Origin of the sequence: Sorangium sp. So ce1153, from assembly GCF_051521595.1 — a bacterium.
GTDB lineage: Bacteria > Myxococcota_A > Polyangia > Polyangiales > Polyangiaceae > Sorangium.
This window is the reverse complement of the sequence record NZ_CP150361.1, coordinates 2,080,453-2,093,216: the sequence shown is the minus strand read 5'-3', so window position 1 is coordinate 2,093,216 and position 12,764 is coordinate 2,080,453. Positions and strand designations below refer to the sequence as shown.

The window sequence follows — 12,764 nt, the reverse complement described above, 5'->3', positions numbered from 1 at the left end:
TGTGGGAGCTATACCGAGCTCGACCGTATCATCGTGTCGCGCGCGCCAGGCGCTCACGAAGCACGAATTCGACAGTGCGCGTCGCCGGCGAGCGCGCCCCACTTTCGGTTACAGGCGTGGCCTGGAGGCAGCCTCCGGCCTCTGCTCAGGCCGCCGGCGGCTGAATCTTATTTAAGAGCTTCATGAGCACGTTCCCGGGGCCCGCTTCTCGGAAGTCCCTGACGCCCTTATCGAGGAGGAATTTCACGCTCTGCGTCCACTGAACGGGGCGCGTGATCTGCTCGACGAGCAGCGACTTGATCACGACCGAGGGGTCGCCCCCCTCGTACGGGCGCGCGGTGACGTTCGAGATGACCGGCAGCTGCAGGGGAGCAAAGGTCACCGGCGCCAGGAAGTCGGCGAACGCGCGCGCGGAGTCCACCATGTAACGCGAATGGAACGCGGCGCCGACCGGCAACGGTATGAAGGAGCGTGCACCCGCTCGTTCGAAGAGGCTCTTGGCCCGCGAGATGTCGTCGAGGGGCCCCGAGATGACGATCTGCCCGGGCGCGTTGAAGTTCGCGACGTCGATGGTGCCGAGGCCGTTCTCCTCGAGGACCTGCCTGGTCCCGCGCTCGTCCATGTCGATCACCGCGGCCATGCCTCCGTTCTTGGCCTGCGACATCAGCTCGCCGCGTCGCTTCACCAGACGCAGACCGGTCAGCAGGTCGAACGCCCCCGCCGCATGCAGCGCATTGTACTCCCCGAGGCTGTGGCCCGCGATGTAGTCGGGCCGCAGCCCCTCGGCGAGCAGCTGATAGTGGTGGAGCGCGTTCACCATGTAGAGCGCGGGCTGCGTGAACTGGCTCTCCCTGAGGACGTTCTTCGGGTCTTCCAGGCACAATGTGCGCAGCGAATACCCGAGCAGAGCATCGACCTCCTCCTCGACGGCGCGGTACTGAGGCACGCTGTCGAAGAGCCCCGCGCCCATCCCGCGCTTCTGCGAGCCCTGCCCGGGGAACATGAACGCGATCGGGCTCGCGACGCTCACGGCGGGCGCGCGTCGCGCGGCCAGCCTCTCGGTGATGGCCGTGAACCGAGCCATCGCCTGGCCGAAAGGCGAGAAGACCGCGTCGAACTTCGATGCAGAGGGCGTCTGCGCCAGGTTGTATTTGACGAAGGTCGCGAGCGTACCGGCCGGGTCCATGTCGACGTACTGATGCGGGCCGCTCGCTTCCAAGCGGCGAAGGGTGTCCTGGAACCGAATGGGATCCCGGGTGGCTTTCCACAAGTGGTCTGCCGACAGCGGGTCGAGGGGCTGCGCGCGTGCGCAGCAGACCAGGGGGAGATTGCCCCGCCGCATGCTCACGGATCGCATGTGCCGCTGGAACGACGTCTCCGCCGGATCGATCCACCGCGAGTGGAACGCAAACGACACCGGCAGCCTGCGGAGCGTGACCCCTTTCCCGCGCAGGATCTCCTGCACGGCAGGGACGTCGTGCGTGCGAAGAGAGAGCACGAAATTCCCGTCGAAGTTGACGGCGGCAAGCTCCCCGTAGCGCTGCAAGCCGGCCTCGTCGAAGAGACGGAGAGGCGCCAGGATGGCGATCATCGCTCCCGGCTCGCAGGTGGACTCCAGAGTCTTCGCATGCTGGATCGCCGCCTTGAGCCCGTCCTCCACGTCCAGGCACCCCGCGATGGTCGCCGCCGTGATGGTCCCGAGGCTCGCGCCGAGGACCATTTCCGGTTCGACGCGGGCCTCGATGAGCGTTCGGGCAAGCGCATACTCGACCATGAAGAGCGCCGGATGGCTCAGCAGCGTTCGGTCGAACAGATCGCCCTTCCCGTGCCCGCGCTTGTAGAGCGCCTCCACGACCGAGGCTCCGGAGAGATCGCGCGTCACGACGTCCAAACGATCCATCCACTGCCGGAACGTCGCCTGCCGTTCGTACAGCTCTTGCCCCATCTGAAAGTAGTGTGAGCCCTGACCCGAGAACAGGAAGATCGTCTTCGTCGTCGACACGATGCTGCTCCTATGAAGAACCCATCACGGCGCTCGTGGATGGTCTCGCTGACCCAAGGCGGGGACGTTTGAATCGGCCTGCGAGGTCACGGCAAGTCGCCCGAATGCGACGGAATCGCGCAGTTGTGCACAACGCGGTGCCCTGCGGTGACGGCTCCTCAGGCAGTTCACCCCGACGTCTCGCAGCTGTCATACGAGCTCTGCGAAGAGAAACTGAAGAGAAACCGTTGCGCTGGACGTAGGAGGTAGCGTACCATACGTAATGCGGCGCGGCCAGTGCGGCGCGTCGTTTCGACGTTGGTGGAATTTTGACAATCCAGCACAGCGACTCCGCGAGGCGATGGGCCAAACTGCCGCACCGTTCCCGTTTCCATTGCTCGCCGCCCGCGGTCGCGTGCTTCGATAAGTGACCTCCATCGCGACGTCTGCGGTCGACTGGAGCGCCCTCACCGCGGACGCGCCCGGCGCCGCTCGGAGGTCTCGGGCGCCGGAAGACTGTCACGCGGGATGATCAACATGATCAACGTGATCAACATGATCAATTCGACATCGCTAGGTAATCCGGAGTTCCGGGCGGACTACGGGCTCAAGTACGCGTACGTGGCCGGCGCCATGTACAAGGGCATCGCGTCCAAGGAGCTGGTGGTCGCGATGGGCAAAGCCGGCCTCATCGGTTTCCTGGGCACCGGCGGTCTCGGTCTGGACGAGGTCGAGTCCTCCATCCGCTACATCCAGGCCGAGCTGTCGAACGCGCCGGGAGGCTCGTATGGGATGAACCTCCTGTCGAACCCCGAAGCTCCGGACCAGGAGGAGCGGACGGTCGACCTCTACCTTCGGTACGGGATCCGCTGCGTGGAGGCCGCCGCGTTCATACGCATCACGCCGGCCCTGGTGCGCTATCGCGTCAAGGGGATTCGCCCCGATCCCGAGATGGGCGCCGTTCCGGCGCATCGCGTCCTCGCGAAGGTATCGCGCCCCGAAGTCGCGTCTGCGTTCATGCAGCCGCCGCCGGACAGCGTGCTCAGGGACCTCGTCGCCTCGGGTCGGCTCACGCCGCGCGAGGCGGAGCTTGCCGGGCTCGTCCCGATGGCGGACGACGTGTGCGTGGAGGCCGACTCCGGAGGCCACACGGATCGAGGGGTCGCGTACGCCTTGATGCCCGCGATGTTCGCCCTGCGCGACGAGATGATGGCGAGATATCGCTACCGCCGCCGCATCCGCGTCGGCGCCGCCGGCGGCATCGGCGCACCGGCAGCGGCCGCAGCTGCGTTCGTGATGGGGGCAGACTTCATCCTGACCGGCTCGATCAATCAGTGCACGCGCGAAGCGCGCACGAGCGACTCAGTGAAGGCGCTCCTGCAGCAGATCGACGTCCAAGACACGGCGTATGCTCCGGCCGGGGACATGTTCGAGCTGGGCGCGAAGGTCCAGGTCGTGCGCCGCGGTCTCTTCTTCCCCGCGCGTGCGAACAGGCTGCACGAGCTGTACATGCGTCACAGCTCGCTCGACGAGATCGATCCGCCGACGCGACGCCAGATCGAGCAGAAGTATTTCAAGCGGTCGTTCGAGCAAGTCTGGGAGGAGACGAGGGCGTACTATGCCGGGACGAATCCACGAAAGCTCGGCGAGATCGAGCGCAGCCCGAAACAGAAGATGGCGGCGGTGTTCCGATGGTACTTCGCCCACACCACACGGCTCGCCCTGGATGGCATCGAAGAAGAGCGCTTCGACTACCAGATTCATTGCGGTCCTGCGCTCGGAGCGTTCAACCGCTGGGTCAGGGGCACGGACATTGAGCCATGGCAGAATCGTCACGTCGCCGACATCGCGGAGAGGCTCATGCGCGGCACCGCGGAGCTGCTGACCGAGCGCTTCAGCGCGATGAACGGCGGTGACGCGGCGACCGGCCGCGGCATCGCGAGTGACCCCCTGTCGAGGCGGTAGCCTCCCGGACGCGAGCCTTGCGATGCCCACGTTGAGAATCGTTGACAAGCCCAGCGCCGACGGACGCGACGAGATCGAGATCTCGCTCGACGGATCCGAGAGCTCGCTCGTGGACTTCACGGGGACGGCGGACGGGGGCGATCTTCAGCAGACGCTGCGGTGGTACTTCGCCGAGTATCCGCACGACCCGTCGAGCGCGGACGACCGCGGCGCTGCCTCGATGATCGTCGAGATCGGCAGGGCCCTGGGCGGCGCCCTGCTGGCAGACGCGAAGGCCGAAACGCTCGAGCGGTCGGCCCAGGATCTCGCGGTGCTCATCGAGTCCGGGCGCCTCGAGTTCTTCCAGCGACCATGGGAGCTTCTCGCCGTCCCGTCGAGCGGGAATGTGCTGTCCGCGATATCGAAAGACTTCGTTCGTCGCTTTCCGCGCGACGGCGGCTTCTCGGAGGACGACGCCGACGTCGTCTACGACCTCGGCGTGACCGTCCCCGTCCCTCAGGCCGTGGCGGCGCTGCAGCAGCAGCTCGGCGGAGCTCGCCAGGGCAGCGAGGACACGCGTCAGGCCCCGCTGCGCATCTTGCACGTGGTGTCCCGAGCGCACCGCGAGGCCTTGCCTTTCGCGTCCACCGACGCGCTCGCGCTGACGATGGAACCGTTCGGATTCGGAATCGACCTCGAGATCTTCGCGCACGCGAGCTGGGACGCGCTCTGCAAACGGCTCGCCGATCGCGCGCGCCCTGTGCACATCGTGCACTACGACGGTCCCGTGCTCCTGGACGGCGCGACGCCCCGTGTGGTCCTCGATCCGTCGGGCGAAGAGCCGGTGCCCGTCGCGGTGACGGATTTCGCCAGCGCGCTGGTAGAGAACAGAGTGGCGGTGCTCGCCTTCGACGCACGTGGCTACCTCGAAGGCCGGCTGCCCGTGGCCGCGGCTCCCGCCCTCGCCGCAGTCGCCCGCGCAGCCCGCGCGGCGAGGCTCAAGAACATCATCGGGCTGTCGCACGTCACCGACCCGTGGACGAGCGGCCGGTGCTTCCGGCTCGTCTACGGCCAGCTGACCGCCGGGCTGACGCTCGGTCGCGCCGTCGTCGAGGCACGGAGGGCGCTGCAGGAGAGCGCCGAGACATCCCGGTTCACTTCGCATCCGGTGCCGTTCCAGAGCTGGCCGTTGCTCGTTCACTACGGCGGCCAGCACGTCAAGTTCTTCGACGCGGCGCAGCCGCGTCTGCCGCCGGAGGAGTCGCCGAGCCTCGCGCGAGCTCGCGATCGGCTCTGGGGATTCAAGGCGACCTTGCTGCCCCCCCTCGTCGAGGACGCGGGCGACAGGCAAGCGGTCGCCGTGCTCGGCGTGCTCGGGCAGGGCCGGCGCGCGGTGGTGGTCACCGGCCGAGCAGGCACCGGCAAGACGCACCTCGCGCATCGGGTCGCCCTCTACCTGGCCCAGCGCGACATCATCGATTTCGCGTTCTGCTTCGATTACGTCGCCGACTTCTACTCGGCGGACTCGATGCTGGAGATGATGGCTCCGGTCCTCGGCCTCGAGCCGAATCGAAGGGTCGAAGCGAGGGCGGCGTTGAGGAAGCGGCGCTGCTGCTTCGTGCTCGACGACCTGCCCGAGATCTCCGACGAGGATCCTCGTGCGGCCCGATCGGCGGCGTTGCTCGACCTCGTGCGCGAATGGATCGCCGACGGGCACATCGTTCTGATCACGGGCAGCCGGCGTCTCGCGACTCTCCCATCGGAGCTCGTCGAGGTGGAGCTGGAGGCCCTCTCCACCATCGAGCAACGCGTCCTGACCGCTCCGCTGCTCCGCGCGAACGAGCTCGCGGGTCGCGATCGTGACGAAGACTGGCCCAAGCTCCTGGCGACGACGGCAGGCCATCCCTTCCTGCTGAAGCACGTCGTCCCGTTGCTCGCCGGGCTGACGACTCGAGATCTGGTCGAGGAGATCGGACGTCGGACGATCGGCCGGCCATCGCTCGTCGATTCGTTCTACGAGTGGCAGTGGGCCGACATGCCGCGCCAGTGGCAGCACCTGCTGCTCCTGGCCTCCGAAGTCGAAGGACTGTTCATCGAGATGCTCATGGTCGTCGTCGACCGCAACGAACCGTTCGAGCCCGCGAAGAGGCTTCTCGCCGCCTTCGGCGACGAGAAGGCCGCGTTCTCGGACGGATTCTCGTGCTGGCAGCGGTCCGGATTTCTGACGCGCCTCGCGCACGGTCACGTCGTCGAGCCGCGTTGTCTGCCCTTTCTGGAAGACAAGCGCAAGCAGCGCTCTCCTAGTAGCGGGGTCGAGGACGATCTCCGTCTCGCCTTCAGCCAGACGCTCTGCGAAGGCCTCCGCATGTTGAGCACGCACCTCCAACGGGGCCAGGGAGATCCGGCGTTGACTCGCTATCTGCTCGTCAACCGCCGGCACTGGGTTCCTCACCTCGAACGACTGTGGTTCCGCGAGGAGCATCGAGCATTCCTGTCGACGAAACACGCGTTCGATCTGCTGTTGCGGCAGGCGCAGCTCGGGGGCGAGAGCGCGGCCTGGTCACTCGACGTCCTCGCGCGCTCGCCCGCGCCTCGGGTCGGTCACGGCGAGCTGCCGGACGCGGCGCTCGCCTGGTTGGCGCTCGCGATTGACGCGCTCGCCGCGCGTGGTGCGTCGGAGGCCAGGGCGCTCGTCGATGGAGCCGCCGCGTGGGAGCGATGGGCTCGCGCGCTCGCTCCGGACTCTCTGGACAACCGCGGCGCAGCCAGTCTCCAGCGGGTCGCGGCGTTCCTCGATCCCCTCTATCGAGCCCGGAGAGACTGGCGGGCGGCGATCGCGATCAACGAAAAGGCGCTGAGCGTCGCCGAGCGGTTCGGAGCGTGGCCTTCGGTGATCCAAGCGCTCAAGGCGCTCGCGCTGTGCCACACCGAGCTCGGCGAGCCCGAGAAGACCTCGTCATACGAGCAGAAGATCGTCGACGAGATCCCCTACACGGATGCGCCTCCCGGCTTCCAGGCTCAGCAGCTTTTCGAAGTCGCGATGGCACGGGCGTCACGCGGTGCGTATGCCGAGGCACGAGCCGTCGTCGCTCGCCTGAGCGCCATGGGCGACGCGGACCGCTTCGGCGACATGCTGGAGGGATTGAAGGCCGACCTCGACTATCAAGAGGGGCGCTTCGTCGAATCCATTCGACACTACTGCGTGATCTGGAAGCGGGCTGTGCAGCAGGGCCAGCGGCGACACCTCGATGCATTGCAAAAGCGATTCCATGAGATCGAGCAGAAGCTGGGGTCGGATGAGTGCTATCGGCATATCGACGCGAATCTTCCCCGTGACGTCGTCCGTCCCCGTGAGCTACACTGAGCTCCGCGCGCGGTCGCGCGCGTCTTGACAGGCAGCAAGTGCCCGAAGAGGAACCATGAATCCTTCGTATTTTCGTTCGGCGACCGCCCTCGCGTGCGGAGCGATCATCACGACAGCAGCGTGTACACCGAGCGACGACGCGCAGGACGAAGTCCACCAGAGCGAGCCCGAGGCCACGAAGGAGCCCCCGAACCAGGACGCGACGGATGATCCGGACGTGATCGCCAATCAACTGGCGACACTGCGTGCTGACCTGTTTGACGTGGCAGGTCGACGGGCGGCAGCGCTCGTTGCCCGGCTGACGACGGATGAAAAAATCGCGCTCGTGCACGGCACCGGAGTCCCGAGGATGGGGTGGGGCACGTTCCCGCCGGAGGCGCTGAACGGCGCAGGCTACATTCCCGGGATCCCGCGCCTCGGCATTCCCCAGGTGACCAGCGCCGACAGCGCGTGTGGCGTCAACATCGACGGCACGCGCGCGACCCCACTTCCCGCGCCGATCGCGCTCGCAGCGAGCTGGGATACCGAGCTCGCCGAGGAATACGGCGAGCGCATCGCCATCGAGCTGCGGACCCTCGGATACACACAGGCGCTCGGCGGCGGGATCAACCTCGCGCGCGAGCCGCGCAGCGGACGCACCTTCGAGTACATGGGGGAAGATCCCGTCCTCAGCGGCGAGATGATCGCCTCCCGCACGATCGGCACGCAGTCGCAGAAGGTCCTGGCGACCGTCAAGCATTACGCCATGAATGGACAGGAGACGAACCGCGCGGCGTCCGACTCGCAGGTCGATGAGCGGACGATGCGCGAGACCGAGCTCCTGGCGTTCGAGATCGCCGTCAAGCGCGGAAAGCCAGCCAGCGTGATGTGCTCGTACAACAAGGTGAATGGCACGTACGCTTGCGAGAATCCGTATTTGTTGACGGACGTCCTCAAGAAGGAGTGGGGCTTCAAGGGGGTCGTTCAGTCGGACTGGGCTGCGACGCACAGCACCGCGCCCGCGGCCCTCGCCGGGCTCGACGAGGAGCAACCGAGCGTGCCGGAAGGCGTGGCGGTCCCGCCGGGTTTTGGGCCCTTCTTCAGCACAGCGCTGCGAGCTGCCGTCGACGGCGGTGAGGTCTCCATGTCCCGTTTGAACGACATGGTGCAGCGCAAGCTGAGGGCGCTCATTGACGTTGGGATCTTCGATGCGCCGCCGACCCCTTCAGGCGCGATCGATGAAGAGGCCGGGCAGGCCCTCGCGCTGGCCGTCGCGCAACGGTCGTCGGTGCTTCTGAAGAACGCGACCGTGCCCGGGACGGCGCAGAAGGCGCTTCCGCTCACCGCGGAGGACCTCTCGTCGGTCGTCGTTGTGGGCGGGCACGCCGACGTGGGCGTGCTGTCGGGCGGCGGGTCGGGCGCGGTGCCGTCGCCGGACGGCAACGCCGTGTCCGGGTGTGAGGAGCCAGCGCCAGAGCCCGGGACGCTCCCGATCCCGCGGTGCGCGACCTGGTACAAGTCGGCGCCGCTCGCGGCGATTCAGGCCAAGGCGCGGCTGGCGACGGTCACGTACTTCGACGGCACCGATGCGGAGGCCGCCGCGAACGCCGCCGAGAACGCGGATGTCGCCATCGTGTTCGCCACGCAGTGGGAGACCGAGGCGCTCGATCTTCCGACCCTGAGCCTGCCGGATCCGACCACCGATCCCGTGAATCAGAGCTACGACCAGGACGTGCTCATCGAGACCGTGGCGTCGAAGGCGAAGCGCACCATCGTCGTGCTGGAGACCGGCAGCCCCGTCACCATGCCGTGGCTCGATCACGTGCATGCCGTACTGGAGGCATGGTATCCGGGCGTGCGCGGCGGTCAGGCGATCGCCGATCTTCTGTTCGGCGACGTGAACCCGTCCGGAAAGCTTCCGATCACGTTCCCGAGACGCGACGAGGACCTGCCGCAACCGACCATTTCCTCGAGCGACCCGATCGTCCGGTACACCGAGGGGTTGCTCATAGGGTACCGCTGGTACGACGCAAAGGCGGTTGAGCCGCTATTTCCGTTCGGGCACGGCCTGTCGTATACGACGTTCGGATACTCGGACATGGTCGCCACGGCCGATCTGAAGGGAAACGTCACGGTCTCGTTCACCGTCACGAATGAGGGACCTGTCGCCGGCGCGGAGACGGCGCAGGTGTACGCGACGTTGCCGACGGGTCTGGGGGAGCCGCCGCAGCGTCTGGTGGACTGGAAAAAGGTGTGGCTCGCGCCGGGAGAGTCGCGGATGCTGAGCTTCGTCGTACCGGCCCAGCGACTCGCGACGTGGAATGTCACGACACACGCGTGGAAGGTGAACGCGGGCCGCTACCGGTTCATGGCAGCTTCGTCGTCGCGCGATCCCCATGCCTTGACGAAGTCCGTGATGTTCCTCCGAGCGAGGCGTTGACAACTAGCAGCTGCTGAGGTCGTCAGGAAGAGACGCACTCCACCGCTTGGTTTCGACAAGCGGCGCTGAGCACATCATGGCATAGCACAAACTATAGCCAATCCGCTGATAACCTATACCCAATCCGCCGGCACGCAACGCGCGAAGCCGGACAGACCACCGATAAGGAGAGTGCTTATGTCAACTGCGAGCGACGCCACCTCCACAACGGTCGCGAAGAAGCGGCGACTGATCACGGCGGATTCTCACATCACGGTTCCACCTCAGGTGGCCGATGGGCTGCCGGAGAAGTACCGTAAGCAGGTTCCGCATCTCGAGAGGCGAGCGGACGGCACGTATTTCGTCCGTCCCGAGTTCGCGCTCATGTACTCGCTGGACACCGACGAGAAAAGCAACGCTTTCATAGAGCAGTACAAGCAGATGGCGGCCGGCGTCAAGATCGATCCGGACGACGAGGCGAGCCTGGCTCGAACTCTGTTCGGCGAGTCGCATCAGCCCTCGGTGCCTAGCTTCTATCCGAAGGGACGCCTGGCCGACATGGAGAAGGATGGCGTCGTGGCCGAGGTTCTGCTCGACGGTGCCTCGTACGCGTTTTCCGCCATCAGAGATCCGGACGGCGCCGTGGCCCTCAGCCGGCTCATGAACGATTGGTACGCGGATACGTACAAGGATTATTTCGGCCAGTTCGCTCCCGGGATCACCCTGCCCATCGTGGCTGGGATTCCCGCTTGCGTGGAGGAGCTCGTGCGGGCCGCCGGCCGAGGGCTACGGCCGGCCGTGCTGCCCGAGATCATCCCGGAGAAGCCGTGGTACCTGAGGGAGTGGGACCCGTTCTGGGAGGCCTGCGCCAGCCTGAAAGTTCCGCTTGCTCTGCATTGCTCGCTCAACCAGCCGGCGCCATGGGGCATGGTGAAGCGCGAGGAGAACGTCGCGGGCCCCCTGAACGGATGGCTCGGCATGGGCGGCGGAGCGGCGGAGTTCGTCGCGATGTTCGTCAACTCCGGTGCCCTCGAACGTCACCCGAACCTCCATGTCGTGTTCACGGAGCTGCACGCCGGCTGGCTGGGTTGGGCGATGCAGGCGCTCGATTACTATACCGTTGATCCTTCGGGTCGCGAGCACTCGAAGTTTTTCCACTTTCCCTTGACGACGCTCAAGGAACTACCCAGCTATTATATCCAGCGCCAGATCTCGTGCACTTTCCAGTGGGATCCCTTCGCGATCAAGAATCGCCATGAGACCGGTCTGGACTGCCTGATCTGGGGTAATGACTATCCTCACGCCGAGTCCACGTGGCCGGATTCCCAAACGGTGGTGGAGAAGCAGTTCGCGGGTGTGCCCGAGGACGAGATCGCGAAGATCGTGCACGACAACGCCGCGAAGCTGTATCGGTTTGCCGTTTGACGAGGACCGTTCAATTCTGAGACCGAGGCTCGCGCGGCTCTCGATCAGCTGAGGTGAGCGTGGCAGACTCGCGCGAGCCCGCCTCCGCCAGCCGGGTTGTCGTCCCCGGCGGACACGACAGCGTCCGTGGTTGCTTCGACATGTAAACTGCGCCGCCGAGATGGGCCACGAGCGGCCGAGCCTTGAGCGACGGCCCCCCCGCCACCACACCGCGTATGAACACCAAATCCGGAACCGATCTGACCGTCGGGAGCATTCCCAGGCACATCGTCACCTTCTCGCTCCCGATGCTCATCGGGAGCATCTTCCAGATTGCCCATAGCTTCATCAACGCGATCTGGGTCGGCCAATACCTCGGCACCGGGGCGCTAGCAGTCGTCACGGTGAGCCTCCCCGTCATCTTCACCATCTTCGGCCTCGGGATGGGGATGACGCTGGCGACGAACATCCTCGTGTCGCAGAGCTTCGGCGCCAAGAGGTTCGATGATCTGCGGCGGGTCGTGGATGGGTCGACGGTGCTGATCTACAGCATCGGGATCGTGCTCACGATCCTGGGAGAAATCTTCACCCCATCGATCCTCCGGGCAATGGATACACCGGCCGACATCTTGCCGGAGTCGGTGGACTACCTGCGCATCTCCTTCCTCTCGCTGCCCTTCAACTTCGGGATGTACGCCACCCGGAGCATGCTCCAGGGAATGGGGGACTCGAAGACGCCGCTCTACTTCCAGTTCGGCTCGATCGTGCTCACGACGGTGCTCGACCCGCTCCTCATCTTCGGCAAGCTGGGGCTGCCGGAGCTCGGCGTGAACGGGACGGCCTGGGCCACGCTGGTGTCTCACCTCCTCGCGCTGATCGTGCTCCACGCCTACCTCCGCGCCCACAGCTCGCCGGTCGCGGCGAGGTGGCCTCGCCTCGATCACATCGGGCCGTCGATACGGCAGATGGTTCGCATCGGTGTGCCCGCGTCCATTCAGCAATCCCTCGTCTCGCTCGGGATGGTGATGGTGACCGGGGTCGTGAACGGCTTCGGGGAGACGGCGACCGCAACGTTCGGCGCTGTCTCGCGCATCGAGCAGATCGCCCTCCTGCCTGCGATCACCTTCGGTGTGGCGATCTCGACGCTGGCCGGGCAGAATCTGGGAGCCGGGCACCACAGCCGCGTACGCGAGGTGTTCGCCTGGGGCAGCGCGTTCAGCGGGACGATGACCGTCGTTATCTCGGCGGTTACCATGATCTTCCCGGACGGGCTCCTCAAGGTGCTCACCCGGGACCCGGCCGTGCTCGAGCTCGGGGTGGCGTACCTGCAGATCGTGGCGCCGTGCTACGTCTTCTATGCGGTCGCGTTCGTGTGCAACGGCATCATCAACGGAGCCGGGGCGACCGTCGTCACCACCGCGAATTCGTTGATCACCCTCTGGGTGATCCGCGTCCCCGTGGCCTATTGGCTCTCGCGCGTGATGAACAGCGTGACCGGCGTCTGGTACGCGATCGCGCTGAGCTTCATCGTGTCGATGGTCGTCGGTCTGGGGTATTACTTCTCGGGGCACTGGAAGAAGGCGTTCGAGAAGAAGGGGGAGCCGAAGCCTCGGTCCGATCCCGCCGAGGGCTTCGCCAGCGATGTGGGCGAGGCTTGAGGCCCCGGCCGCGGA

General features: G+C 66.1%; 6 protein-coding genes. 5 read left to right on the top strand and 1 reads right to left on the bottom strand.

The annotated features are described in order from the left end of the window. Positions 1–145: 145 nt before the first annotated feature. Positions 146–2,002 (bottom strand): ACP S-malonyltransferase, encoded by a 1,857-nt coding sequence (gene fabD, locus WME85_RS07430; protein WP_437836503.1) that lies wholly within the window; start codon positions 2,000–2,002, stop codon positions 146–148. Positions 2,003–2,509: 507 nt separating this feature from the next. Here fabD and WME85_RS07425 point away from each other — a divergent pair. The 5 genes from WME85_RS07425 to WME85_RS07405 all read left to right on the top strand — a co-directional run bounded on the left by WME85_RS07425 (position 2,510) and on the right by WME85_RS07405 (position 12,749). Then, positions 2,510–3,946, top strand: coding sequence for a PfaD family polyunsaturated fatty acid/polyketide biosynthesis protein (locus WME85_RS07425; RefSeq protein WP_437836500.1), 1,437 nt, complete (start codon positions 2,510–2,512; stop codon positions 3,944–3,946). A 22-nt stretch (positions 3,947–3,968) separates the two neighbouring features. Next, on the top strand, positions 3,969–7,289 hold the full coding sequence (locus WME85_RS07420; protein ID WP_437836498.1) for an NACHT domain-containing protein: 3,321 nt from the start codon (positions 3,969–3,971) through the stop codon (positions 7,287–7,289). A gap of 55 nt (positions 7,290–7,344) precedes the next feature. Further along, positions 7,345–9,708 (top strand): beta-glucosidase, encoded by a 2,364-nt coding sequence (locus WME85_RS07415; protein ID WP_437836496.1) that lies wholly within the window; start codon positions 7,345–7,347, stop codon positions 9,706–9,708. Positions 9,709–9,885: 177 nt separating this feature from the next. After that, positions 9,886–11,112 (top strand): amidohydrolase family protein, encoded by a 1,227-nt coding sequence (locus WME85_RS07410; protein ID WP_437836494.1) that lies wholly within the window; start codon positions 9,886–9,888, stop codon positions 11,110–11,112. A gap of 215 nt (positions 11,113–11,327) precedes the next feature. Then, positions 11,328–12,749 carry an MATE family efflux transporter gene (locus tag WME85_RS07405; RefSeq protein WP_437836492.1) on the top strand — a complete coding sequence of 474 codons (1,422 nt, stop codon included), beginning with the start codon at positions 11,328–11,330 and terminating at the stop codon, positions 12,747–12,749. Positions 12,750–12,764 lie beyond the last annotated feature (15 nt).

Excerpts from the sequence above, each read along its gene's own strand:
- WME85_RS07425 (WP_437836500.1), top strand. The coding sequence starts at position 2,510 with ATGATCAACATGATCAACGTGATCAACATGATCAATTCGACATCGCTA.
- WME85_RS07420 (WP_437836498.1), top strand. The coding sequence starts at position 3,969 with ATGCCCACGTTGAGAATCGTTGACAAGCCCAGCGCCGACGGACGCGAC.
- WME85_RS07415 (WP_437836496.1), top strand. The coding sequence starts at position 7,345 with ATGAATCCTTCGTATTTTCGTTCGGCGACCGCCCTCGCGTGCGGAGCG.
- WME85_RS07410 (WP_437836494.1), top strand. The coding sequence starts at position 9,886 with ATGTCAACTGCGAGCGACGCCACCTCCACAACGGTCGCGAAGAAGCGG.
- WME85_RS07405 (WP_437836492.1), top strand. The coding sequence starts at position 11,328 with ATGAACACCAAATCCGGAACCGATCTGACCGTCGGGAGCATTCCCAGG.